The 24428-nt window shown below is 70.4% G+C and carries 24 protein-coding genes, 1 pseudogene and 1 riboswitch; of the genes and pseudogenes, 15 read left to right on the forward strand and 10 right to left on the reverse strand.

Annotation, left to right across the window (positions count from 1 at the left end):
• Positions 1-206 precede the first annotated feature (206 nt).
• From ACIHCQ_RS21940 to otsB, 3 genes are read left to right on the forward strand one after another with little or no spacing between them, the layout of a single operon-like run.
• Complete coding sequence (locus tag ACIHCQ_RS21940; RefSeq protein ID WP_399665186.1) at positions 207-1433, forward strand: extracellular solute-binding protein; 1227 nt, start codon at positions 207-209, stop codon at positions 1431-1433.
• Between the two features lie 45 nt (positions 1434-1478).
• Positions 1479-1727 (forward strand): DUF3263 domain-containing protein, encoded by a 249-nt coding sequence (locus tag ACIHCQ_RS21945; protein WP_399664671.1) that lies wholly within the window; start codon positions 1479-1481, stop codon positions 1725-1727.
• 9 nt (positions 1728-1736) lie between these two features.
• Positions 1737-2600: a trehalose-phosphatase gene (gene otsB / locus ACIHCQ_RS21950; RefSeq protein ID WP_399664674.1), complete on the forward strand. Its 864-nt coding sequence runs from the start codon at positions 1737-1739 to the stop codon at positions 2598-2600.
• A gap of 268 nt (positions 2601-2868) precedes the next feature.
• On the opposite strand, the gene ACIHCQ_RS21955 is transcribed toward otsB, so the two are convergent.
• From ACIHCQ_RS21955 to ACIHCQ_RS21965, 3 genes are all read right to left on the reverse strand, one after another.
• A complete protein-coding gene (locus ACIHCQ_RS21955) occupies positions 2869-4269 on the reverse strand; it encodes a trehalose-6-phosphate synthase (RefSeq protein WP_399664678.1) in 1401 nt (466 codons plus the stop codon).
• Positions 4270-4338: 69 nt separating this feature from the next.
• Positions 4339-4491, reverse strand: coding sequence for a hypothetical protein (locus ACIHCQ_RS21960; RefSeq protein ID WP_399664681.1), 153 nt, complete (start codon positions 4489-4491; stop codon positions 4339-4341).
• Positions 4492-4529: 38 nt separating this feature from the next.
• A complete protein-coding gene (locus tag ACIHCQ_RS21965) occupies positions 4530-5483 on the reverse strand; it encodes a glucosyl-3-phosphoglycerate synthase (RefSeq protein ID WP_399665189.1) in 954 nt (317 codons plus the stop codon).
• Between the two features lie 131 nt (positions 5484-5614).
• Positions 5615-5742, forward strand: a riboswitch (SAM riboswitch).
• Positions 5743-5759: 17 nt separating this feature from the next.
• On the opposite strand from ACIHCQ_RS21965, the gene thrC reads away from it, so the two are divergent.
• The 4 genes from thrC to groL all read left to right on the forward strand — a co-directional run bounded on the left by thrC (position 5760) and on the right by groL (position 9930).
• Positions 5760-7082, forward strand: a complete 1323-nt coding sequence (gene thrC / locus ACIHCQ_RS21970; protein ID WP_399664684.1) for a threonine synthase — start codon at positions 5760-5762, stop codon at positions 7080-7082.
• A gap of 47 nt (positions 7083-7129) precedes the next feature.
• The gene (locus ACIHCQ_RS21975; RefSeq protein WP_399664687.1) at positions 7130-7405 is read left to right on the forward strand and encodes a MoaD/ThiS family protein; all 276 of its coding nucleotides are present in this window, start codon (positions 7130-7132) and stop codon (positions 7403-7405) included.
• Positions 7406-7790: 385 nt separating this feature from the next.
• Positions 7791-7994, forward strand: coding sequence for a cold-shock protein (locus tag ACIHCQ_RS21980; protein WP_005315736.1), 204 nt, complete (start codon positions 7791-7793; stop codon positions 7992-7994).
• A 313-nt stretch (positions 7995-8307) separates the two neighbouring features.
• Positions 8308-9930, forward strand: a complete 1623-nt coding sequence (gene groL, locus ACIHCQ_RS21985; protein ID WP_399664690.1) for a chaperonin GroEL — start codon at positions 8308-8310, stop codon at positions 9928-9930.
• Between the two features lie 94 nt (positions 9931-10024).
• On the opposite strand, the gene ACIHCQ_RS21990 is transcribed toward groL, so the two are convergent.
• A complete protein-coding gene (locus tag ACIHCQ_RS21990; protein ID WP_399664692.1) occupies positions 10025-10603 on the reverse strand; it encodes a Uma2 family endonuclease in 579 nt (192 codons plus the stop codon).
• A 226-nt stretch (positions 10604-10829) separates the two neighbouring features.
• On the opposite strand from ACIHCQ_RS21990, the gene ACIHCQ_RS21995 reads away from it, so the two are divergent.
• From ACIHCQ_RS21995 to ACIHCQ_RS22010, 4 genes are all read left to right on the forward strand, one after another.
• On the forward strand, positions 10830-10952 hold the full coding sequence (locus ACIHCQ_RS21995) for a hypothetical protein (protein WP_399664695.1): 123 nt from the start codon (positions 10830-10832) through the stop codon (positions 10950-10952).
• Positions 10949-11176, forward strand: coding sequence for a hypothetical protein (locus tag ACIHCQ_RS22000; protein ID WP_399664698.1), 228 nt, complete (start codon positions 10949-10951; stop codon positions 11174-11176). Before ACIHCQ_RS21995 ends, ACIHCQ_RS22000 begins: the two co-directional genes overlap by 4 nt.
• Positions 11177-11322: 146 nt before the next feature.
• On the forward strand, positions 11323-12753 hold the full coding sequence (locus ACIHCQ_RS22005) for an ABC transporter permease (RefSeq protein WP_399664701.1): 1431 nt from the start codon (positions 11323-11325) through the stop codon (positions 12751-12753).
• A gap of 53 nt (positions 12754-12806) precedes the next feature.
• Positions 12807-13499 carry an ABC transporter ATP-binding protein gene (locus tag ACIHCQ_RS22010; protein WP_399664704.1) on the forward strand — a complete coding sequence of 231 codons (693 nt, stop codon included), beginning with the start codon at positions 12807-12809 and terminating at the stop codon, positions 13497-13499.
• A 267-nt stretch (positions 13500-13766) separates the two neighbouring features.
• Here the strand turns inward: ACIHCQ_RS22010 and ACIHCQ_RS22015 are convergent.
• The 3 genes and pseudogenes from ACIHCQ_RS22015 to ACIHCQ_RS22025 all read right to left on the reverse strand — a co-directional run.
• Positions 13767-15180 (reverse strand): annotated as a pseudogene (locus ACIHCQ_RS22015) (PTS transporter subunit EIIC); the annotation flags it as partial.
• Positions 15181-15224: 44 nt separating this feature from the next.
• On the reverse strand, positions 15225-16169 hold the full coding sequence (murQ, locus tag ACIHCQ_RS22020) for an N-acetylmuramic acid 6-phosphate etherase (protein ID WP_399664708.1): 945 nt from the start codon (positions 16167-16169) through the stop codon (positions 15225-15227).
• 49 nt (positions 16170-16218) lie between these two features.
• Positions 16219-17154 (reverse strand): MurR/RpiR family transcriptional regulator, encoded by a 936-nt coding sequence (locus tag ACIHCQ_RS22025; RefSeq protein ID WP_399664710.1) that lies wholly within the window; start codon positions 17152-17154, stop codon positions 16219-16221.
• Positions 17155-17253: 99 nt separating this feature from the next.
• Between ACIHCQ_RS22025 and ACIHCQ_RS22030 the strand changes: the two genes are divergently transcribed.
• Positions 17254-17613, forward strand: a complete 360-nt coding sequence (locus tag ACIHCQ_RS22030; RefSeq protein ID WP_399664712.1) for a hypothetical protein — start codon at positions 17254-17256, stop codon at positions 17611-17613.
• A complete protein-coding gene (locus tag ACIHCQ_RS22035; RefSeq protein ID WP_399664715.1) occupies positions 17610-17876 on the forward strand; it encodes a DUF4031 domain-containing protein in 267 nt (88 codons plus the stop codon). The genes ACIHCQ_RS22030 and ACIHCQ_RS22035 overlap by 4 nt, the downstream gene beginning before the upstream one ends.
• A gap of 38 nt (positions 17877-17914) precedes the next feature.
• On the opposite strand, the gene ACIHCQ_RS22040 is transcribed toward ACIHCQ_RS22035, so the two are convergent.
• From ACIHCQ_RS22040 to ACIHCQ_RS22050, 3 genes are all read right to left on the reverse strand, one after another.
• Positions 17915-19117, reverse strand: coding sequence for a Cmx/CmrA family chloramphenicol efflux MFS transporter (locus ACIHCQ_RS22040; RefSeq protein ID WP_399664718.1), 1203 nt, complete (start codon positions 19115-19117; stop codon positions 17915-17917).
• A 105-nt stretch (positions 19118-19222) separates the two neighbouring features.
• Positions 19223-19870, reverse strand: coding sequence for a hypothetical protein (locus ACIHCQ_RS22045; protein WP_399664721.1), 648 nt, complete (start codon positions 19868-19870; stop codon positions 19223-19225).
• Positions 19871-20203: 333 nt separating this feature from the next.
• Positions 20204-22471, reverse strand: coding sequence for a heavy metal translocating P-type ATPase (locus ACIHCQ_RS22050; protein WP_399664724.1), 2268 nt, complete (start codon positions 22469-22471; stop codon positions 20204-20206).
• A 172-nt stretch (positions 22472-22643) separates the two neighbouring features.
• Between ACIHCQ_RS22050 and ACIHCQ_RS22055 the strand changes: the two genes are divergently transcribed.
• Positions 22644-23543, forward strand: a complete 900-nt coding sequence (locus ACIHCQ_RS22055; RefSeq protein ID WP_399664727.1) for a hypothetical protein — start codon at positions 22644-22646, stop codon at positions 23541-23543.
• 40 nt (positions 23544-23583) lie between these two features.
• Positions 23584-24297, forward strand: a complete 714-nt coding sequence (locus ACIHCQ_RS22060) for a copper homeostasis protein CutC (RefSeq protein WP_399664730.1) — start codon at positions 23584-23586, stop codon at positions 24295-24297.
• Positions 24298-24428: the final 131 nt, after the last annotated feature.

Consider the following 24428-nt stretch of genomic DNA (forward strand, 5'->3'; position numbering starts at 1 on the left):
TGGATCTACGTGTTGAGCGCGTCGTACGCGTGGTGCCTAGCAGATGCCCGCGGCCCATGTGGTGGATGTTGCAGAAGTGAGATGCATTGGAGTAGACCTCATGCCCCCAAATGGGGGAAACTCGCTGCTCATCACAACAGCAGAGGGTGAGGGACAGCGTGCAGCGGCACTTCTTGAGTCTGACCGCGGCGGTCGCCGCACTGGGTATGGCATTGACCCTTACGGGCTGTGGCAGCTCCAGCGGGGACGGAAGCGAAGTGACGCTCAAGCTCGTCGCTGCCGACTACGACGTGGCGGGCGGCGAGTCCAGCAAAACGTACTGGGCCGGCCTGGCCAGGGAGTTCGAGTCCACGAACCCCGGCATCAAGATCGACGTCCAGATCGAGTCCTGGACCGACGTGGACCGCAAGGTCGCCGAGATGGTCAAGGCGGGCAAGGCACCCGACATCGCGCAGATCGGCGCGTACGCCGACTACGCCGCGGCCGACAAGCTCTACACCGCCGGCGAGCTGCTCTCCGTGCCGGTGCAGTCCAACTTCCTCGCGCCGCTGGTCACCGCGGGCAAGAGGAAGCGCGTCCAGTATGGACTGCCGTTCGTCGCCTCCACCCGGCTGCTCTTCTTCAACAAGGAGCTCTTCGCCGACGCCGGTATCAAGAAGGCTCCGGAAACCTGGGAGCAGCTGGCGGACGCCGCGAAGAAGCTGAAGTCGAAGACGGACGCCAAGTACCCCTTCGCGCTGCCGCTGGGCCCGGAAGAGGCCCAGGCCGAGACGATGATGTGGCTGCTCAGCGGCGGTGCGGGTTATACCGACCCGGTCGGCAGCTACGCGATCGACTCGCCTTCGAACGTCTCCACCTTCAACTGGCTGCGGGACGAGCTGGTCGGGAAGGGGCTCACCGGCCCGGTCTCGCCGTCCAAGCTGAACCGCAAGGAGGCGTTCGCCGCGTTCACGCGCGGTGAGGTGGGCATGCTCAATGGCCACCCCTCGCTGATGCAGGCCGCTCAGAAGGCGGGCGTCGAGGTGGGCAAGGTGGCGCTGCCGGGTCGGGCCGGCCGGTCCAAGGCGACGATGGGTGTCGCCGACTGGATCATGGGCTTCAAGGAGACCGGTCACCGGGCCGAGATCGGCAAGTTCCTGGACTTCGTCTTCGACGACAAGAACGTCCTCGACTTCGCGGGCCAGAACAATCTGCTGCCGGCGACGATCTCCGCGTCCGAGGCGATGGAGGTGGACCCGGAGCGCCAGGAGCTGAAGGAGTTCCTGGAAGAGCTTCCCGGGTCGGTGCTTCCGCCGGTCGGCAAGACGTCGTGGGCGTCGGTCAGCGAGAACATCAAGGGGAACATCGGCAAGGCGGTCGAGGAGGACGGGGACCCGAAGGTGGTGCTGGAGCGGATCGGCAGGCAGGCGACAGCGGCGGAGAACGCGGAGTAACGCGGAGTGGCCGGACAGGTTGCCCGGTCCCGGTATGTTGCCCGTATGACGGACAACGCGGACCGCCCCCGGACACTCTCCGAGCGGGACCGTGCCGTACTGGCCATGGAGAGCGGCTCGTGGCCGGGCCCCGGCGCGAAGGAGCGGGCCATCCGGGAACAGCTCGGGATGTCCCCGGTCCGCTACTACCAGCTCCTCAATGCCCTGCTGGACGATGAGCGGGCGCTGGCGCACGACCCGGTCACGGTCAACCGGCTGCGCCGCGTCCGAGACGCCCGGCGAAGTCGCCGATAGGGTCGGACCATGGGCAGCACAGCACCGTACGCGCATCCCTTGCCGACGCCGTCCACCCCTGCGGGGCGCGAGGGCCTGGCCGCGATTGTGGCCCGCCCCGCGAGGGCGGTGATCGCCCTCGATTTCGACGGCACCCTGGCCGACATCGTGCCCGACCCCGAACAGGCCCGCGCCAACCCGGCGGCGGTACCGGCGCTTGCCGCGCTCGCGCCGAAGGTGGCCTCGATCGCCGTGATCACCGGGCGCCCGGCCGGGGTCGCTGTCCGGTACGGCGGCTTCGCCGGCGTCCCCGGCCTGGACCACCTGGTGGTCCTCGGCCACTACGGCGCGGAACGCTGGGACGCGATCACCGGCACGGTCCGCACCCCGGCGCCCCACCCCGGAGTGGCGGCGGCCCGCGCCGAACTCCCCGGCTTCCTGGACGGCATCGGCAGCTGGCGCGGCACCTGGATCGAGGAAAAGGGCCAGGCGGTGGCGGTCCACACGCGTCGCGCCACCGACCCGCAGGCGGCGTTCGACGCCCTGCGTGAGCCGCTGTCGGCCCTTGCCGCCCGCCACGGCCTGATCGTCGAACCGGGCCGCATGGTCCTGGAGCTGCGCCCGCCGGGCATGGACAAGGGCGTGGCGCTGACGGAGTACGTACGCGAGGTAGGCGCGGAGTGCGTGCTGTACGCGGGGGACGACCTGGGCGACCTGCCCGCGTTCGGAGCGGTGGAGAAACTCCGCTCGGAGGGCGTGCCGGGCGTGTTGGTGTGCAGCGGCGGCACCGAGGAGGTGCCGGACCTGGCGTCCCGCGCGGATGTGTTGCTGCCGGGGGGGCCGGGGGCGGTGGCGGGCCTGCTCGCGTCGCTGGCGTCAGCGATGGCGGCCTGACCGTTCCGGACACGTGCGGGCCCTGGTCGGGGGCGCTGCCCCCGAACCTCCGAGCCTCAATCGCCGGCGAGGCTGGAAATCCAGCCCGTCCGGCGATTGAGGACACACCCGAAGGGCGTACGGGGTCTGGGGCGCAGCCCCAGTTCGGGATGGGGGTACTCCCCCTACGCCTGGCGGCGTGGGGGCACCTCCCACGCCGCCAGGCGTAGGGGGAGGGCGGGTAGGGGACAAGCCCGCCCCTTGGCGCACCCGCACCCACCGCACGCCCCTACCCCCGCAACGCTTCCAACTGCTCCAAAAACCACCGCTGAGGCGGCAACGCCATCGCCGCCGCCGCCAACCGCTTCGTCCGCTCCCCCCGCTCCCCCGCCGGCATCACCAGCGCCTCATGCAGCGCCTCCGCCGTCCCCATCACGTCGTACGGGTTCACCACCAGCGCGTCCTCGCCCAGCTCCTCGTACGCCCCCGCCTCCCGCGACAGCACCAGCGCGCACCCCGCGTCCGAGACCACCGGGATCTCCTTCGCGACGAGGTTCATGCCGTCGCGGATCGGGTTGACCAGCGCGACATCCGCCAGCCGGTACGCCGCCAGCGACCGCGCGAAGTCGTCCTTCAGATGGAGCACGACCGGCGTCCACCCCGCCGTCCCGTAAACCGCGTTGATCTCCCAGGCGACGCGCTGGACCTCGTCCATGTACGTGCGGTACAACGCCAGGTCCTGCCGCGACGGGTACGCGAACGCGACATGCACCACCCGCTCGCGCCACTCCGGCCGGGATTCCAGCAGCTGCCGGTACGCCAGCAGGCCCCGCACGATGTTCTTGGACAGCTCCGTGCGGTCCACCCGCACAATCGTCTTGCGGCCAGGGCCGACCTCCGCGCGGAGCGCCGTCAGCCGCTCCGCGACGTCCGGCCGGTGCGCCCGCTCCCGTAGGAAGTCCGCGTCCGTGCCAAGACCGTGCACCCCGATCCGGGTGCCCGCCAGAGGCAGCGCCTCCGCGCCCAGCACTTCCGTACAGCACGCCCGGAACGCGTCCGCCCACCGGTGGGTCAGGAAACACGCCCGGTCCGCCCCCAGCAACCCCCGCAGCAGCTGCTCCGCGATGTCGTCCGGCAGCATCCGGAAGTAGTCGACGGGCGCCCACGGCGTGTGCGAGAAGTGGCCGATCTTCAGGTCGGGCCGCAGCTCGCGGAGTATGCCGGGGGCCAGTGCCAGGTGGTAGTCCTGGATCAGCACCGCCGCGCCCTCGCCCGCCGCCGCGGCCAGGGCTTCCGCGAAAGCCCGGTTGTACGCCTCGTACGACGCCCACTGCCTGCGGAACTCCGCGTCGAAGACCGGCTCCAGCGCCGTTTGGTACAGCATGTGGTGGACGAACCACAGCGCCGAGTTCGCGATGCCGTTGTACGCGTCGGAGTAGACGGCCGGGTCGATGTCCAGCATCTGCACCCCGGGCTCGCCGACCCCCTGCCGTACCGCCGCACGGTCGCCCTCGCCCAGCGCGGCGCACACCCACAGCGCCTCCGCCTCGGAGCCGATGGCCGACAGGCCGGAGACCAGCCCGCCCCCGCCGCGCCGGGCGTCGAGTGAGCCGTCTTCGTTCAGCGTGTACGTGATCGGGCCGCGGTTGGACGCGACAAGGACCTGGGCGGAGCCGTGCTCGGAGACCATGTGCCGAAATCTAGCCCTTCCCGCAAACCCTCAAACGTACGTACGGTCGAAATGCGGTTGAATCGCAGCTCAGCGGCGCCCGCGCGTGGCGGCGACGGCGATCACGCCCGCCGCGGTCAGGGTCAGCGCCAGCCCGCCGAGCAGCCACAGGCGCTCGGCCCCGCTTGCGGCGTGTGCCGCCGTCACCATGACCGCCGGCGCCGCGATGAGTCGTCTTCCCATAAAGCAAAAAGGTAGACAAAATGACCGGCCGTCCCCGCTTATGCCGCGCGACGCGCCGCGTACTCACCGATCTCGCGCATCGGCGGCCTCTCCTGCGTGTCCACCGCGTACGTACGCGGCTCGAAGCCGCCCTTCGCTCCCGCCCCCCGCTCGAACTGCGTCAGTGACGGACGTATCAAGTGGCCCCGGGACAGCCGCAGTTGAGCCGTACGGTAGATCGCCGCGGCCATTCGCCCCAGCGCCTGCCCGTCCTGGTGGCGGTGGAGGCGCGAGCCCACGTCCACCTGCGCCAGCGCGTCCAGACCCACCGTGTGCAGCGAGTCCACGAGCAGGCCGAGCTCCACCCCGTAACCCACCGGGAACGGCAGCCGCTCCAGCAGCGAGCGCCGCGCCGCGTACTCCCCGCCCAGCGGCTGGACGAACCCCGCCAGCTGCGGCCAGTGCAGATTCAGCAGCGGACGCGCCACCAGCTCGGTCACCCGGCCGCCCTGACCCGCCGCGTCGCCGAGCGGCCGGTCGTACACCGCCTTGACGAACTGCACCTCCGGCTCGGTCAGCAGCGGCCCCACCACCCCCGAGACGAAATCCGCCGAGAACTCCCGCAGGTCCGCGTCCACAAAGCAGACGATGTCGCCGCTCGTCACCATCAGCGAGCGCCACAGCACCTCGCCCTTGCCGGGCACGGCGGGTATGCGCGGCAGGATCGCGTCCCGGTGCACCACCCGTGCCCCGGCCGCCGCCGCCACCTCGGCCGTACGGTCGGTGGAGCCCGAGTCGACGACGACCAGCTCGTCGACGAGCGGGACCGCCTCCATCAGCTCGCGCCGGATGACGGTGACGATCTCGCCGACCGTCGATTCCTCGTTCAGCGCGGGGAGTACGACGCTGACGGTCGTACGGCGCCGGGCCCTGGCCGCGACCAGCTGGTCGAGCGGGCGGTCGGACGCGGACCAGGAACGCCTGCTCAGCCAGCGCTCGACCTCTTCCAGCACGTTCATTACTCCAGGGTTGTGATGCGTCTCGCGGGTCGGACGACTATCTCAACCATCCGGGCCTTCGGTTACAGTCTTGAGCAACGCGGACGGCCCTTGCACACCGGGGCCTCACGCTGACAACCGAATAGCGCTCATCCAGAGGGACTGAGGGAACGGCCCGTTGAAGTCCCGGCAACCATCCAGCCGACCGCGAGGTCACGGTGGGGAAGGTGCCAATTCCGTCTCGTGGCGAAACGCGTCCCGAGGAAGATGAGGAGAAAGGGCCTCGCCTCCATGGCTGTGCAGACTGTTTCGGACACCACCACCCCCCTCACCCCCGTAAACCTGGGTCCCGCCACGGCACTCTCGTGCCGCGAATGCGGAGAACGTTTCGAACTCGGCCCTATCTTCGCCTGCGCCCTGTGTTTCGGGCCGCTCGAAGTCGCGTACAACCTGCCGAGCGGCACTGTGACATCTGAAAGCGCCGAAGCGCTGAAGAAGCAGATCGCGGCCGGTCCTGACAACATCTGGCGGTACGCGCCGCTGCTGCCCGTCCCCGCCGACGTGGCCGACAAGCCGAACCTCAACCCCGGCTTCACCAAGCTCGTCAAGGCCGACAACCTCGCCCGTGAGCTGGGCGTCACCGGCGGTCTGTACATCAAGGACGACTCCGGCAACCCGACGCACTCCTTCAAGGACCGCGTCGTCGCCATCGCCGTCGAGGCCGCGCGCGCCTTCGGCTTCACCACCCTGTCCTGCTCGTCCACCGGCAACCTCGCGGGCGCGGTCGGCGCCGCGGCGGCGCGGGCCGGGTTCCGCTCGTGTGTGTTCATCCCGCACGACCTGGAGCAGGGCAAGGTCGTCATGGCCGCCGTGTACGGCGGTGAGCTGGTCGGCATCGAGGGCAACTACGACGACGTCAACCGCTTCTGCTCGGAGCTCATCGGCGACCCGCTCGGCGAGGGCTGGGGCTTCGTCAACGTCAACCTCCGGCCGTACTACGGCGAGGGCTCCAAGACGCTGGCGTACGAGATCTGCGAGCAGCTCGGCTGGCGGCTGCCCGACCAGCTGGTGATCCCGATCGCCTCGGGGTCGCAGCTCACGAAGATCGACAAGGGGCTGCAGGAGCTGATCAAGCTCGGCCTGGTCGAGGACAAGCCGTACAAGATCTACGGGGCACAGGCGGAGGGCTGCTCGCCGGTGTCCACGGCCTTCAAGGCCGGGCACGACGTCGTACGTCCGCAGAAGCCGAACACCATCGCCAAGTCACTGGCCATCGGCAACCCGGCGGACGGCCCGTATGTGCTGGACATCGCGCGCCGCACGGGCGGCGCGGTCGAGGACGTCAACGACGAGCAGATCGTCGACGCGATCAAGCTGCTGGCGCGTACGGAGGGCATCTTCGCGGAGACGGCGGGTGGCGTGACGGTGGGGGTGACGCGGAAGCTGATCGAGGCGGGCGTGCTCGACCCGACGCTGACCACGGTCGTGCTCAACACCGGCGACGGGCTCAAGACGCTGGACGCGGTGGCGCCGACGACCGGCCCGACGGCGACGATCCGGCCGAGCCTGGACGCGTTCCGCGCGGCGGGCCTTGCCGCCGCTGCCGCCGGCTGAAGCCGCTCCCGCGCCGAAGAACCCCTTGAAGACTTGAGGAGAACCCCATGAGCGTCAATGTCCGAATCCCCACCATTCTCCGTACCTACACGGGCGGCAAGGCCGAGGTCCCGGCGGAGGGCGCGACGCTCTCCGAGGTCATCGCGGACCTGGAGAAGAACCACACGGGCATCGCCGCCCGCGTCCTGGACGATCAGGGCAAGCTGCGCCGCTTCGTCAATGTGTACGTCAATGACGACGATGTGCGCTTCGAGCAGGGTCTGGAGACGGAGACTCCGGACGGCGCGGGCATCTCGATCATTCCCGCGGTCGCCGGCGGCTGAGCGCCGAAGGAGAAGCGGAGGGGGCAAAACCGCAGGGTTGAGCGCGGTACAGTTGGGGAAGCCCCCTCCGCTGCTGATAGCGAGCGCATATGAGAATGCGCCCCCGCACGACAAGAAGCAGCCAAAGTGACCGAGCGAATTGCCGCTTAGGTGTCATTTGTTGGGCCCGAATTGCCCCGGAATTCACAGAATTCATATGAATCATCCCTTCGGCCGTGCCCGGAATTCTCGTCCGACTGACCTGTTGCAGAGGGCAGTTGGGCAGATACATTCAGCCGCGGTCGACGCGTTCCGGCGCACACCCCTCCTGTTGCGGGGGGTGGAGATCTGACCCGGGTCCGCGAAGTGCGGTCCTGCGCAAGGGCCAGTAATAGGGGAGTTAGGCATGGCTCAGGGCACCGTCAAGTGGTTCAACGCGGAGAAGGGGTACGGCTTCATCGCGGTCGACGGTGGTGCGGATGTTTTCGTCCACTACAGCGCGATCCAGATGGACGGGTACCGCACCCTTGAAGAAGGTCAGCGAGTCGAATTTGAGATCTCGCAGGGCCAGAAGGGTCCGCAGGCGGACATGGTCAAACTCGCCGTCTGATCTCGGCGCGATCGGCCACCGACGCACTCACGCCGAGGGGCCCGCATCCCACCAGGGATGCGGGCCCCTCGTGCGTCCCGGTCCCCTGCGCGGGCCCCCGGGATCCCCTGCCGACGCCCCCCAAGCCGCTTGCACTCGAAGGGGTCGAGTGCTAATCATTGCGTTAGCACTCTGACAGTGAGAGTGACAACCGGGACCGGTCGGTGAGGCCCGCAGGCCGTGTGGGGCAAGGAACCACGCGGTAGGCAGGCCGTCCGTCGCGGGCGCCAACACGGTCCGGAGAATCCACCCCAGTCCGGGAGGACCACTTCACATGGCCAAGATCATCGCGTTCGATGAGGAGGCACGGCGCGGTCTCGAGCGCGGGATGAACCAGCTCGCCGACGCCGTCAAGGTCACCCTTGGCCCCAAGGGCCGGAACGTCGTCCTCGAGAAGAAGTGGGGCGCCCCCACGATCACCAACGATGGTGTTTCCATCGCCAAGGAGATCGAGCTCGAGGACCCGTTCGAGAAGATCGGCGCCGAGCTGGTCAAGGAAGTCGCCAAGAAGACGGATGACGTCGCCGGTGACGGAACGACCACCGCGACCGTCCTTGCCCAGGCACTCGTCCGCGAGGGCCTGCGCAACGTGGCGGCCGGCGCCAACCCGATGGCTCTCAAGCGCGGAATCGAGAAGGCCGTAGAGGCCGTCTCCGGTGCCCTGCTGGAGCAGGCCAAGGACGTGGAGACCAAGGAGCAGATCGCTTCGACCGCCTCCATCTCCGCCGCCGACACCCAGATCGGCGAGCTCATCGCCGAGGCGATGGACAAGGTCGGCAAGGAAGGCGTCATCACCGTCGAGGAGTCCCAGACCTTCGGTCTGGAGCTGGAGCTCACCGAGGGTATGCGCTTCGACAAGGGCTACATCTCGGCGTACTTCGCCACCGACATGGAGCGTATGGAGGCGTCGCTCGACGACCCGTACATCCTGATCGTCAACTCCAAGATCGGCAATGTGAAGGACCTCCTTCCGCTGCTGGAGAAGGTCATGCAGTCCGGCAAGCCGCTGCTGATCATCGCGGAGGATGTCGAGGGCGAGGCGCTGTCGACCCTGGTCGTCAACAAGATTCGTGGCACCTTCAAGTCCGTCGCCGTCAAGGCCCCGGGCTTCGGCGACCGCCGCAAGGCCATGCTCAACGACATCGCCATCCTCACCGGTGGCACGGTCATCTCCGAGGAGGTCGGCCTCAAGCTTGAGAACGCCGGCCTGGACCTGCTGGGCCGCGCCCGCAAGGTTGTCATCACCAAGGACGAGACCACGATCGTCGACGGTGCGGGCGAGAGCGACCAGGTTGCCGGTCGCGTGAACCAGATCCGTGCCGAGATCGAGCACTCCGACTCGGACTACGACCGCGAGAAGCTCCAGGAGCGCCTGGCGAAGCTGGCGGGCGGCGTGGCCGTCATCAAGGCCGGCGCCGCGACCGAGGTCGAGCTGAAGGAGCGCAAGCACCGCATCGAGGACGCGGTGCGCAACGCCAAGGCCGCCGTCGAGGAGGGCATCGTCGCCGGTGGTGGCGTGGCTCTGCTCCAGGCTTCCTCGGTCTTCGAGAAGCTGGACCTCGAAGGTGACGAGGCGACCGGCGCCAACGCCGTGAAGCTCGCGCTGGAGGCTCCGCTCAAGCAGATCGCCGTCAACGGTGGTCTCGAGGGTGGCGTCATCGTCGAGAAGGTGCGCAACCTGCCCGTCGGTCACGGCCTGAACGCCGCGACCGGTGAGTACGTCGACATGATCGCCGAAGGCATCATCGACCCCGCGAAGGTGACGCGCTCTGCTCTGCAGAACGCGGCGTCCATCGCGGCGCTGTTCCTCACCACCGAGGCCGTCATCGCCGACAAGCCCGAGAAGGCCGGCGCGGCCGCTCCGGGCGGCATGCCGGGCGGTGACATGGACTTCTGATCGACCTCTGGTTGATCGACTGTCCTGAAGTTCCGAGGGCGGCACCCCTACTCCCAGGGGGGTGCCGCCCTCGGCGTTTGCGCCTTGGACCGCTTCAGCGGACGTAGTCCTTGAGCTTCTCGGTTTCGAGAGTGATGCCTACGGGGTCGGGGATCTCGACCGTGGCCCCGTACGGGTACGAAGCGTCCTGGTGGTAGGTCCCGTCCTTCGGCTCGCTGTAGACCGTGAGGGTGTCGGCGTCGCGGTCGACGAGGAGGAAGACGGGGATGCCGGCCTCGGCGTATCCGTCGCGCTTCTCGACGCGGTCCCGGCGGTCGGTGTCGGAGTCGTGGGAGGTGACTTCTACGACCATGAGCACGCCCTCCGGGTCGGCCCACTCGCCTTCACCTGAGAAGTGGCCGAGGGGGGCGAGAGCGCCGTCGGGTCGGGCTCGGCCCTGGCGGTAGGACTGGATCTTCAGGCCCTGCTCCGCATAGAGCCCAAATTCAAGACGCTGCTGCATGCATTGCCGCTGCAGCCACATGATGATCTCTCCGTGGTCGCCGTCCGGCACCGGCTTGACCTCTAGCTTTCCGTTGATGAATTCAAGCGTCACGGTCTCGGGGGCATGGCGTGCCAGTTCCTCGAAGTCCTCGACGGCCATCTGCGGGTGTTCGGCGGTGCTGGGGGTCATGGTGTCGCCTCCTCCCCTCCATGGTGCCCCGGCCCTGTGGCGGCGGATCGCTTGAATCGTCATGCGCGTGTCCTTTCCGGCGGACGGATTGAGATCCTCCGGTCTGCGGGTTTGTCAACTCCCGTTAGACGAATGGGGTTGTTGAGCCGCTTTCCGGGTTCAGGCTAGTAGTCGATCGGACACGCTGTGTAGAGAAAGCGAACACTCAGCGTGGAGGTGCCTGGCCATGGTGGCGAGATCGGCGGAGCGGATGCCGGCTGCGGAAGACGTGGTGGCCCAACGGCGAGACGGGCTCTGGGTGGTGGCGATGACCCTGTTCGCCGCCGCGCTCGATGGGCTCACGTCGTGACGGGGGGCGGTGCGTCGGTGCCGGAGCCGGGGTCGTACGCCGTTGACACCCGGGACGGGCGGGTGGGGCGGGTCATGGGGCGCGTAGGTATCTATGTGCAGCTGCGTCCGCCGGGCGGCGGCAAGGAGTGGGACTGCCCGCCCGAATGCCTCGGGGTGGCCGAGCCCGGGGCGCTGCTGCGGGCGCGGGTGCGGGAGATCAACCGGGAGAGCCGGCGGCCTTGAGCCGGGGTCAGGGGACGGGGCAGGGGCGGTTGGGGCCGTTGAGTGGCTGCTGGTGGGAGCCGCTGGATCAAGTCACGGTTCGGCTTCTCATCTGTCTCTCACGGTGAACTTAACTCGCCATCACATCTCGTACCTACGTTCGCGCCATGTTCTTCACCTACCTCCGGCGCGAGTTGCGCCGCCGCCGGAAGGCCGCGCTCGTCGTCGCCTCTGGCCTCGCCCTCGGCATCGCGCTCGTCATCATCGTCAACTCGGTCTCGTCCGGCATGGGCCGTGCCCAGGAGAAGGTCCTCGAGTCGCTGTACGGGCTCGGCACCGACATGACCGTCACCAAGGCAGCCGCGCCGCCGGGAGAGGGGGGTGCCACGCGGCCTCGCTTCGAGTTCGACGCCAACGGCGACGACGACGCCGCCGCGCAGAGCCAGGACCGCGTGATGGTCGAGGGGTTCCAGACCCTGGCCTCCTCGACCGTCGCGCAGGTCGGCAAGCAGGACGGCGTCGCCGACGCGGTCGGCGGGCTGAGCGTGCGGGTGCTGAAGATCAACGGTGAGTTCAGGCGCGGAGAGGTCCAGCAGCAGCCGGGGCAGGGCGGAACCACGCCTCCCGGTGGCGGTGGTGGCGGCGGTGGCGTGACCGGTGGCGGGGCGGCCTTCGACGTCGACTCGTACACCGCGTACGGAACCGACGTCGCCCATCAGCAGCTTGGTCCGCTGACCTCCTCGACGATCACCACGGGCCGTACCTTCAAGACCACCGAGGCCAACGCCAAGGTCGCCATCCTCGACAGCGCCTACGCCAAGGAGAAGAGCCTCACGGTCGGGAAGACGCTGACCGTCTCCGGTACGGCCTTCAGCATCATCGGGATCGCGACGGCGGACAGCGGCGACTCGGCCGCCAACGTCTACCTTCCGCTCACCCAGGCGCAGACGCTCGCCGCCGCGAAGGACAAGATCACCACGGTCTACGTCCAGGCCTCCGACTCGCAGCAGATCGACGGCGTCAAGCAGGCCATCCAGAAGAACATCTCCGGTACGACCGTGACGACCTCCGCCGATCTCGCGGAGACCGTGTCCGGGTCGCTGTCCACCGCGTCCGACCTCGCGTCGGGCGTGGGCAAGTGGCTGTCGATGCTCGTACTGGCGGCGGCGTTCCTGGTGGCCGGGCTGCTCACGTCGTCCGCGGTGAGCCGACGGGTGCGGGAGTTCGGCACCCTCAAGGCGCTGGGCTGGCGCAGCGGGCGGGTCACCCGGCAGGTGGTCGGTGAGGCGCTGGTCAACGGACTGGTCGGCGGCGCGCTCGGGATCGGTCTTGGGCTGGCGGGGGCGTGGCTGATCACGACGTTCAGTCCGACGCTGACGGCGCAGCTCGGTGGCGGCGGCCGGGGCTTCGGTGGTGGCGGTCAGGCCCGGCAGACCGCCTCCAAGGCGCTGGACATCGCGCTCACCGCGCCCGTCTCGCTGACCACCATCGGCCTGGCGGTGGCCCTCGCGGTGGCCGGCGGCCTGGTCGCGGGCGGCTTCGGCGGGTGGCGCGCGTCCCGGCTGCGTCCGGCCGACGCGTTGCGGCGCGTCGAGTAGCCCAGCCTGCGGTTGAGCTCGAATCCCTTATGTGCAAGAGGAGTTGAACCACCATGTACGAACTCAGTGGAGTCACCAAGCAGTACCGGCGCGGCAAGGACACTGTCCGGGCGCTGGACGGTGTGGACCTGACCATCGAGGACGGTGGGCGGCTGGTGATCCAGGGCCCCACCGGCGGCGGAAAGTCCACGCTGCTTCAGATGCTCGGCGGGCTCGACCGGCCGACGGCGGGCAGTGTGGTCCTCGACGGGGTCGATCTCGCGACGCTCCCCGAGGCGAGGCTCACGCGGGTGCGGGCGGAGAAGATCGGCTTCATTTTCCAGAGCTTCAACCTCATTCCGACGCTGAGCGCTCAGGAGAACGTGGAGACCGCGCTCGTACCGGGCGGGCTGAAGGCGGCGGAACGGCGTGAGCGGGCCGCGGAGGCGCTGGTGTCGGTGGGGCTCGGGGAGCGGCTCGGGCATGTGCCGGGTGAGCTGTCGGGCGGGCAGCAGCAGCGGGTGGCGATCGCGCGGGCGCTGGTGAAGCGGCCTGCGGTGCTGCTGGCGGACGAGCCGACCGGGAATCTGGATGAGTCGATGCGGGACGAGATCATGGATTTGCTGGAGGGGCTGTGGGAGGAGCGGGGGCTGACGTTTGTGATGGTCACGCATGACTCGGTGGTGGCGCGGAGGGTGGCTTCGCGGGTGGCGACGATTCGGAGGGGGAGGGTGACGGTGAAGGAGCGGGTTGCGGGGGCGGCGTAGGGGTGCGGGGCGCCCTTTGACTGGGGCTCGGCCCCAGGGCCCCGCGCCTCAAACGCCGGCGGGGCTGAGTTTGTCCTCGGGCCCTTGTCGGGGGCGCTGCCCCCGAACCCTCCCTCTACGCCTAGCGGCGTGGGAGGTACCCCCAGCGGGGCTGGAAATGTCTGGCCCTTGTCGGGGCGCTGCCCCGAACCCCGCTCCTCAATCGCCGGAGGGGCTTGAGGAGCGGGGCTCCGCCCCAGACCCCGCGCCTCAAACGCCGGCGGGGCTTGAGGTGTTGAACTGGGCACGCATCGTGCTCGTCAGGCCGAACCAGTACGTCGCCAGGAAGCCCACCACGTAACCCACCACCAAGCCCCCCGCGTACACCCCGATCGTTTCCGCCAAGGGCTTGTTGCCGTCCAGGAGCGGGAACAGCGCCCAGCCCGAGGGGCCGATTGCCGTGGAGCCGACCTTTTCGCCCAGCATGTTGAAGAGGCCGACGAAGCCGCCGCCGAACGCGCCGCCCGCGCATGCCGTCAGGAACGGGCGGCCGAGCGGCAGTGAGACGCCGTAGATCAGCGGTTCGCCCACGCCCAGGAAGCCCGCCGGGAGCGCCGACTTGATCGTGCGGCGGATCGAGGTGTTGTGGGGGAGGCGGAAGTAGACCGCCACCGCCGCGCCGACCTGGCCCGCGCCCGCCATCGCGAGGATCGGGAGCAGGACCGTGTAGCTCTGCTGCTCGATGAGCGTCGTGTGGATCGGGATCAGCGCCTGGTGCAGGCCCAGCATCACCAGCGGCAGGAACAGGCCGCCCAGAACGAAGCCCGCGCCCGCCCCCCCGCTGGCCAGGAGCCAGTTCGCGAAGTCGCCGATCGCGGTGGAGACCTCACCGGCCACGTACATCAGGCCGAAGATCGTGACCAGCCCGGAGACCAGGACTGTGAGGGTCGGGGTGAGCAGGACGTCCAGGGACTCCGGTACCCAGCGCCGGCACCACTTCTCCACGTACACCGCGAGCACCGCCGCGCCCAGCGCGCCCAGGACGCCGCCCTGGCCCGGCGAGAGTTTCTGGCCGAACGCGTCGATGTTCGCGACGCCCGGGAAGACGATGATCGCCGCCACCGCCCCGCCCAGGATCGGCGTACCGCCGAACTCCTTCGCCGTGTTGTAGCCGACGAAGACCGCGATCAGCGACATGAAGCCGGACGCCGTGGCCGTGAGCGCGGGGACGACGGCTGGCAGCCAGGCCAGGTTGGTGAGCAGGCCGCCGAGGCCCGCGATGATGCCGCAGCCGATGAGGGCCGGGATCAGCGGGACGAAGATATTCGCGATGCGGCGCAGGAAGAGCTTGAAGGGCGTCGCGTTTCTGGCCTTCTGGGCGGCCTTGATGGCCGAGCCGTGGGAGGCGAGATCGTCGGCCGTCCGGGGGGGCGGCGGCGACGAGCGCCTCGAACTCCGGGGTGACCCGGGCGACCGTGCCCGGTCCCAGCACGATTTGGTACGTGTCGTCGTCGACCACGCCCATGACCGCGGGCAGCGCCTTCAGCGCTTCCTCCTGGACGAGGGAGCGGTCGCGCAGGCCCAGGCGGAGCCGGGTCATGCAGTTCGCGACGGTGGAGACGTTCTGGGCGCCGCCGACCAGGGGGAGGATCGCGGCGGCGGTGGCGGTGGCGCTGTTCGTCCGGGGGGTGTCTGTGGGCATGGGGGAGTGCCTTGCTGTGCGGGGGTGGGGGGAGGTGGGTGAGTTCAGTTCGTACGAGCGGACTGGAGCGCCGCCCGCAAATGGCCCTGGCTCTCCGCCAGCAGCCGCGCCGCCGTGGCGCCGTCGACCGAGCCCAGAATCGTCAGGATCGCGTTCTTCACCTCGCCGTCGGTCGCGGTCAGCGCCCGCTCGATCTCCTCGTCGGACGCGCCGGTCGCCAGGGCCACGATCCGGCGCGAGCGTGCGCGCAGCTTCTCGTTCGACGTGCGAAGGTCCACCATCAGGTTTCCGTACGTCTTGCCGAGCCGGATCATCGTGATCGTCGAGATCATGTTGAGGACCAGCTTCTGCGCCGTACCGGCCTTCAACCGGGTGGAGCCCGTGAGCAGCTCGGGGCCGACGACGACCTCGATGCCGTGGTCGGCGGCAGCGCCGAGCGGGCTGGCCGCGTTGCAGGACAGGCCGATGGTGAGTGCCCCGCGCGACCGGGCGTGTTCGACCGCGCCGATCGCGTACGGAGTACGGCCCGAGGCCGAGATCCCGACCACCGTGTCCTGCGCGGTCAGCCGCAGCGCGTCGAGGTCGGCCGCGGCCAGTTCCTTGCTGTCCTCCGCGCCTTCCACCGCCTTGACCATGGCGGAGGGGCCGCCCGCGATCAGGCCGATGACCTCGGCGGGGTCGGTGTTGAAGGTCGGCGGGCACTCGCTCGCGTCCAGCACTCCGAGCCGTCCCGCCGTGCCCGCGCCCGCGTAGATCAGCCGCCCGCCGCGCGACATCCGCTCGGCGGTGGCGTCGATCGCGGCGGCGATACGCGGCAGTTGCCCGGCGACGGCGGCGGGCACGGTCTTGTCCTCGCCGTTCATGATCTGGGCGATTTCGAGGGTTGGGAGTCGGTCGATCTCGGCGAGGTCGGGGCGGAACGCCTCGGTGGTGAGGGCGGCCAGCTCGGCGCGGAGTTCACCGTAGGTGGAGGGCGGCGTGGAGTTCATGGACAGCGGCTCTGCTTTCTGGCGCCATTGGGTGAGTCAGCTGTGTGAGTCAGCGGGTGCGCGGGCTGTGGCGGTGCGCCAGCGCCTCGTACGAAGCGGCCAGGGCAGGGGCCGCCGTCTCGTACGTACGCTGCGCGATGCCGATGAACAGGCAGTCCACGACGAGCAGCTGGCTGGTCCGGGACGACATCGCCGCGGGCCGCAGCTCGCTCTCGCGCGCGGTGGACGTGGTCAGCACATGGTCGGCGTACTGCGATACGGGCCCGTCCGGGCGGCCGGTGATCGCGACCGTCGTCGCGCCCCGGTCGAACGCGACGCGCAGCGGCTCGATCACGTCCCCCGTGGAGCCGGAGTGGGTGATCGCTATGGCCACATCGCCGGCGCGCAGCTGCACGGCGTTGGTGACGGCGAGATGCGGGTCGGTGTGCGAGTGCGCGATCAGGCCTATGCGCAGCAGCTTCTGGGCGAGGTCCATGCCGACGAGAGAGGACGCGCCCGCACCGTAGATGTCGATGCGGCGGGCGGTCGCCGCGGCGGCCACCGCCGCGCCCAGTTGTACGGTGTCGAGCCCGGCGGCCGTATCGGCGAGGGTCTGCTGCTCGTCGTAGGCGAGCTTGGTGACCACGTCCGCGATCGGGTCGTCGACGGCGATGTCGGCGGTGACGGCGGGCGCCCGGCCCGACTGCTGGTGCGCGGCGAGCCCGGCCAGCGCCAGGCGCAGATCCCGGTAGCCGGGGTAGCCGAGCAGCCGGGCGGTGCGGACCACGGTGGCCTCGCTGGTGCCGGTGAGTTCGGCGAGGCCGGTGACCGTGAGGGCGGCGCAGCCGGCCGGGTTGGCGGCGACGGCTTCGGCGACCCGCTGCATGGAGCGGGTCATGGACGGCGCGAGGGTGCGGACCTTGGCGGCGAGCGCGGCGGGGGCGGGCGGGGCGCTACCGGCGCTGGCGCCATTGCCGCTGAAAATTTCCTTCACTGGGTTGGTCACTCCTGAAAGGTATTTTCAGAGTTCGCTCAGCGTCAACCCCCTCTGGTTCTGTGGAGGCCCGGGGGCCGCACGTGGTGCGGGTGGGGCGACAATGGCTGCATGGACGACGCGAACCCTTCACTGGAGCAGGCCCTGCACGCCGCGCGCGCCCTGGTCCTCGCCGACCTGGCCGCCCGCGAGGTGGCGGACGTCGGCGTCGTCTCCCTGGTCGAGGACGCGGTCACGCACCGCCGCTGGTGGGTCGAGCAGTGGCCGGACGGCATCGGATACGTCGCGGGGCTGATCGCCCAGGACGTTCAGGACGCGCTGCTGGAACGGTACGGCAGATGGCCGCTGTGCCCGGTCTGCGACGCGGGCGACCCGCACGCGCTGGCCGTCGAGCCGGAGCTGGGGCCGGACCCGCACTGGGTCTGCGTGGAGGCGGGCGTGGTCGTGGCGCGCGTCGGAGACCTGCGGTGACGGTGTACATAGACCCGCCCAGCTGGCCGGGCCACGGCAGGCTGTGGTCGCACCTGGTGAGCGATGTCTCCTACGCGGAACTGCACGCGTTCGCGGCCTTGATCGGCTGCCCGGCGCGGGCCTTCGAGCGGGACCACTACGACGTACCGTCGGAGCGGTACGGGGACGCGGTGCGGGCGGGCGCGGTCGAGGTGGGCAGCCGCGAGGTGGTCAGACTGCTGACGCAGGCGGGCCTGCGCAGGCGCAAGAGCAGCTCGAAGTAGTCGGTGTAGTCGGTGTAGTCCGTCAGGTTCGTAGGCGGTCAGGTTCGCGTGGTGGCGATCGCAGCACCCGACGGTGACGCGGTCGCCACCACCCGCGACTTGCCGTGCAGCCGGAGCGACACGGCGGCAAGGCCGAGCGCCACCACCGTCATCGCCGCGCCCGCCCACGCCGTCGACGCGAAGCCGAAGTCCGCGTCGATCACCGTGCCGCCGAGCCAGGGCCCGCCCGTATTGCCCAGGTTGAACGCCGCGGTCGTGGTCGCCCCCGCGAGGGTCGGCGCCGCCCCCGCGACATTGAACATCCGGGCGTTGAGCGCCGGGGCGGTGTAGAACGCCGAGAGGCCGAGGAGGAAGGCGACGGCGACTACCGGAGCGGGGTGGGAAGCGAAGAGCGCGAGCACGGCGAGCAGCAGCGTGGAGGCGGCGATGCCGCTGAGCAGTACGCCGAAGAGGTGCGCGTCAGCGACCCGGCCGCCGATCACCGTACCGATGAGCGCGCCGACCCCGAAGAGCGCGAGCACGGTCGGCACCCAGCCCGCGTCGAGCCCGGCCACATCCGTGAGCAGCGGCGCGAGATACGAGAACGCGCAGAAGACGCCGCCCGCCGCGAGGGCGGTGACGGCGACCGAGAGCCAGACCTGACGGTCGCGGTAGATGGACAGCTCACGCCTCAGCCGCGGCTTCTCGGCGGGCAGCGGAATGCGGGGGATGAGCGTCGCCACTCCGGCGAGCGCGACGACGGACGCGGCTCCGACCGCCCAGAACGCGGAGCGCCAGCCGAGGTGCTCTCCGAGGAAGGCCCCGGCCGGGACGCCGAGGACGTTCGCGATCGAGAGCCCGCCGATCATCACGGCCATCGCGCGGGCGCGCGAGGCGACCGGCACCATCGCGATGGCGACGGCCGCCCCGACCGCCCAGAAGCCCGCGCACGCGAAGGCGCTGACGACGCGGGACGCGAAGAGGACCTCGTACGTGGGCGCGAGCGCGCCCGCGATCTGGCCGAGGCCGAACACGGTGATGAGGGAGATGAGTGTGGTGCGGCGCGGGAGTCTGAGGGTCGCCACGGCGAGCAGCGGAGCGCCGACGACCATGCCGATCGCGAAGGCGGATATCAGCAGCCCGGCGCGGGGAATCGAGACGTCCATGTCGTCGGCGATGGGCGGGAGGAGCCCGGAGAGCATGAACTCGCTGGTGCCGAGGGCGAAGACGGCGAGTCCGAGGACGTAGACGGCCAGGGGCATGCGGGAGCGGGAGCGGGAGCGAGAGCGGCGATCGGCGGAGTCAGAGTCAGGCACGACAGGTGCGAACGCTGATGACGGGCCGGACATTCCGTCGCAGCCGGCCGGTCAGCCGGTGAGCAGAGCGATCTCCGAGGAGAGGTTCCGGCGGGCGGCGGCTTCCCAGTGGGCCGCGCCATACGGCGTACGGAACAGCCTCGGCAGCGCGAGCAGCTGCCGCAGCACCGCCGCCCTGCCCTCGCGGAACGCCTCGTCGGGGACGAACGCGTACTCCTCCCGTACGGCCTTGGTGTACGCGGCGTACGCGTCCGGGGCCGCCGCCAGGATCGCCAGGTCCGCGTCGCAGAGGACCTCGCCGTTGGTGTCGCCGGGAGCCGGGTCGTGGGTGACGGTCAGCCGTACGAGGCGGGCGACCTCGGCCGTACGGGACGAGGGGACGCCCGCCTCGGGCAGCGCGCGCTCGGCGAGGGCGGCGCTGCGCTCCTCGTTCTCGGAACGGTCCGGACGGTAGACCGCGTCGTGGAACCAGGCGGCGAGCCGGACGGCTTGAGGGTCGTCCGCGTGGTCGGCGAGCGTGTCGATGTGGTCCAGGACCGCGATCAGGTGGGCGGTGGTGTGGTAGCGCCGGTGCGGCTCGGCCCAGCGGGTGAGCAGGTTGTCGGCGTACGGGAGTGGGTCGGGGGCGGTGGCTCCGTCGCGGGCGGCGATGAGGGTCCGCGTCCAGCGGGCGCGGAGGTCCACGGAGTGGTTGGTCATGGGCCGACTGTAGAGGGGGGTGACGGTGCGGGGCGCGGGTGCGGGTTGCGCCTGCGGCGGGCCTCTCCCCACCCCGCCCTCCCCCTACGCCTGGCGGCGTGGGAGGTACCCCCATCCCGAACTGGGGGCTCCGCCCCAGACCCCGTACGCCCTTCGGGCGTGTCCTCAATCTCCCCCTACGCCTAGCGGCGTGGGTGGGGGTCCCCCCAGGCCCTTTGGGCCGAGGGGGCGTGCCCCCAGACGGGCTGGATTTCCAGCCCTGCCGGCGATTGAGGCGTAGGGGGCGGGTTCGGGGGCAGCGCCCCCGACCAGGGCCCGAAGGCCGCGCCCCACCTACCGCGCCGCGCGGAACCCCCGCAGGCGGAGCGAGTTCGCCACCACGAACACCGACGAGAACGCCATCGCCGCCCCCGCGATCATCGGGTTCAGCAGGCCAGCCGCCGCCAGCGGCAGCGCCGCCACGTTGTAGGCGAAGGCCCAGAACAGGTTCGTCCGGATCGTGCCCAGCGTCTTGCGGGCGAGGCGGATCGCGTCCGCCGCCACCCTCAGGTCGCCGCGGACCAGCGTCAGGTCGCCCGCCTCGATCGCCGCGTCCGTGCCTGTGCCCATCGCCAGGCCCAGGTCCGCCTGCGCCAGCGCCGCCGCGTCGTTCACGCCGTCGCCGACCATGGCCACCGAGCGGCCCTCCGCCTGGAGGCGCTTGACCACGTTCACCTTGTCCTCGGGCAGGACCTCGGCGTACACCTCGTCGATGCCGACCTCCGCGGCCACCGCCTCCGCGACCGCCTTGTTGTCGCCGGTGAGCAGGATCGGCGTCAGACCCAGCGCCCGCAGTCGTACGATCGCCTCCGCGCTGGTCTCCTTCACCGCGTCCGCGACCTCCAGGATCGCGCGGGCCTCGCCGTCCCAGGCCACCGCTATCGCTGTACGGCCCGCCGCCTCCGCCGCGGACTTGACGCGCTCCAGCTCCACGGGCAGGTGGATCTCCCACTCGGCAAGCAGCTGCTCGCGGCCGACCAGCACCGCGTGGCCTTCCACAATGCCCTGCACTCCGAGGCCCGCGATGTTCGCGAAGTCCTCGGGGGTGGGGAGCGTACCGACCTCCGCGACCGCGCCCGTGGCGACGGCCCGTGCGATCGGGTGTTCCGACGCGTGCTCCAGCGCGCCCGCCAGGCGCAGCACGTCACGCTCGTCCACACCCGCCGCCGGGTGGACTGCGAGCAGGGTCATCTTGCCGGTGGTGACCGTGCCGGTCTTGTCCAGGACGATCGTGTCGACCTTGCGCGTCGACTCCAGGACCTCCGGGCCCTTGATCAGGATGCCGAGCTGCGCGCCCCGCCCCGTACCGACCATCAGTGCGGTCGGCGTGGCCAGGCCCAGTGCGCAGGGGCAGGCGATGATCAGTACGGCGACAGCCGCCGTGAAGGCCGCGGTGAGGCCGGAGCCGTTGCCGAGCCAGAAGCCGAGGGTCGCCAGGGCCAGCGCGATGACGACGGGGACGAAGACCCCCGAGATCTTGTCGGCGAGGCGCTGTGCCGCCGCCTTGCCGTTCTGGGCCTCCTCGACCAGCTTGGCCATACGGAACAGCTGCGTGTCCGCGCCGACCCGTGTCGCCTCGACCACCAGCCGGCCGCCGGCGTTGAGCGTGGCGCCGGTGACGGAGTCGCCGACGGAGACCTCGACCGGGACGGACTCGCCGGTGAGCATGGAGGCGTCCACGGCGGACGAGCCCTCCACCACCGTGCCGTCCGTGGCGATCTTCTCGCCGGGACGGACCAGGAAGCGGTCGCCGACCTGCAAGTCCGCGGTGGGGATCAGGACTTCACGGCCGTCCCGCAGGACCGTGACCTCCTTCGCGCCGAGTTCGAGCAGGGCCTTCAGCGCCGCGCCCGCCTTGCGCTTGGAGCGGGCCTCGAAGTACCGCCCGGCCAGGATGAACGCGGTGACTCCGGCCGCCGCCTCCAGGTAGATGTTCCCGGCGCCGTCGGTACGGGAGATGGTGAGCTCGAAGGGGTGGGTCATGCCCGTCATACCCGCCGTACCGAAGAACAGCGCCCACAGCGACCAGAGGAACGCCGCCGACGTGCCGACCGAGATCAGCGTGTCCATCGTCGCCGCGCCGTGCCGGGCGTTCGTCCACGCCGCCCGGTGGAAGGGGTACGCGCCCCACGTGACGACCGGGGCGGCGAGGGTGAGCGAGAGCCACTGCCAGTTGTCGAACTGAAGGGCGGGGATCATCGCCATCAGGATGACGGGCAGGGCGAGCGCGACCGAGCCGTACAGCCGCTGCCGCAGGGCGGTCAGGGCCAGGTCGGATTCGGGCGCGACCTCGGGGCCCGTCGGTACGGGTGGGGGCTGGGCGGCGGTGCGTTCCGGTATCGGCTCGGCCGTGTAGCCCGTCTTCTCCACGGTGGCGATGAGGTCGGCGACCTGCGTGCCGTTACTGAAGACGACGCGCGCCTTCTCGGTGGAGTAGTTGACGGTGGCCTCGACGCCCTCCATGCGGTTGAGCTTTTTCTCGATGCGGGCGGCGCACGAGGCGCAGGTCATGCCGCCGATGGCGAGTTCAACCCGGGCTTCAGCTGCTGTGGTGGCGGTCATGGCTGCTGCTCCTTTTCTGTTACCCCCAGGGGGTATGGTGCCTGCCGGGTTCCATGTATACCCCCCGACCCTATGTGAAGCAAGCGTCTCACCGACTTGACTTCATACCCCATGGGGGTATCTTCCAGTGTATCGAACACCACTTCCCGCAAGGACGTTAAGGAGCAGGGCCATGAATACCGGACTGAAGATCACCGCCTTTGCCGCCGCGCTCGCCGCGACCTTCGGCACCGCGTACGGGGTCGGCCAGGGCGTGGACCCCGTCGTGGACGCGGCGTCGCCGGTCGTTGAGAAGCATGGCGACGCCCACGAGGCGGCCCCGGAAGAGAAGGCGGAGGAGAAGGCGGAGGAGAAGGCGGAGGCAGCACCTGCGGCCGGCGGGCTCCAGATCTCCGAGGGCGGCTACACCCTGGCCCTCGAAACCCCCACGGTCGCGGCGGGAGCCCGTACCGAGATCCGGTTCTCCGTCAAAGACGGCAGCGGGCGCAAGGTCACCGCGTACGAACGGGAGCACGAAAAGGAGCTGCACTTCATCATCGCCTCGCGCGACCTCACGGAGTACCGCCACCTGCATCCCGTGCGCGCCGCCGACGGTACGTGGTCGACACCCGTCGTACTGCCCAAGGCGGGCGGCTACCGCGCCTTCGCCGACTTCACGCCCGCCGCGCCCGGCGCGGAGAACCTCACGCTCGGCGCCGACCTCGCCGTCTCCGGCGCGTACACCCCCGCCGCACTGCCGCCCGCCACGGCCACCGCCGAGGTCGACGGCTACCAGGTGGCCCTGGGCGGCGATCCGCTGCGGCCCGGCAAGGCGGGCGAGCTCAAGCTGACCGTCAGCAAGGGCGGTCGGCCCGTCACCGATCTCCAGCCCTACCTGGGGGCGTACGGGCACCTCGTCGCCCTGCGCTCCGGCGACCTCGCCTACCTCCACGTCCATCCGAACGAGGGCGGGCCCGGGCCCGAGGTGTCATTCACGGCGACGGCGCCCAGCTCGGGTACATACCGCCTGTTCCTCGACTTCCAGCACGAGGGGAAGGTCCGTACGGCTGCCCTCACCGTGCACGCGCAATAGGATGGTCATTGGACTAGACCTATAAGGAGAGTTGGGGACCATGAGCAGCGAGCGTGCCGAGCGTGCACTCCTGGAGGTGATCGCCCTCGACGCGGCGGACGCGGTCGCCGCGCAGGCGGGCGGGGCAGACCGTCTGGAGCTGGTCACCGACATGGCGGCGGACGGGCTCACGCCGCCGCGCGAGACGTTCGCGGCGATCCGGGCGGCCGTCGACATCCCGCTTCGGGTGATGCTGCGGCGGGCGGACGGCTTCGCCGCGGGTGATGTGGGGGCCCTCGTACGGGACGCTCAGGCGCTGCGCGCGGAGGGCGCGGAGGAGTTCGTCTTCGGCTTCCTCAACCCGGACGGGTCCCCGGACCTGGTCGCGGTGGAGCACCTGCTGGGTGAGGCCTGCCTCGACGAATGCCGCTGGACCTTCCACCGCGCGATCGACCGCGCCGCGGACCGCGCCGCCCTGCGCAAGCGGCTCGCGGACCTGCCGGGCCTGGACGCGTACCTCACGGCGGGTTCGGCGGCGGGCGTCGACCAGGGAATGGACACGCTGCTGGCGGAGGCGGCGCGCGGGGCGGCACGGGAGCCGGGGTACGAGCCGCGGCTCCTGGTGGGCGGCGGCCTGCGCCTGGAGCACCTGCCGGTGCTGCGGGCGGCGGGCATCGACGCGTTCCACATCGGGGGCGCGGCGCGGCCGGGCGGATGGTCGGGTCCGGTCGACGCGGGCGCGGTGCGGGGATGGCGGTCGGCGCTGGACGGGTAGCCCTACCCGCCCCTTCCCGAACTAGGGGCTCCCGCCCCGGACCCTCCCCCTACGCCGCCGCTAGGCGTAGGGGGAGATTGAGGACACCGCCCGAAGGGCGGTACGGGGTCTGGGGCGGAGCCCCAGTTCCC

The organism is Streptomyces sp. NPDC052236, from assembly GCF_044548015.1.
Lineage (GTDB): Bacteria > Actinomycetota > Actinomycetes > Streptomycetales > Streptomycetaceae > Streptomyces.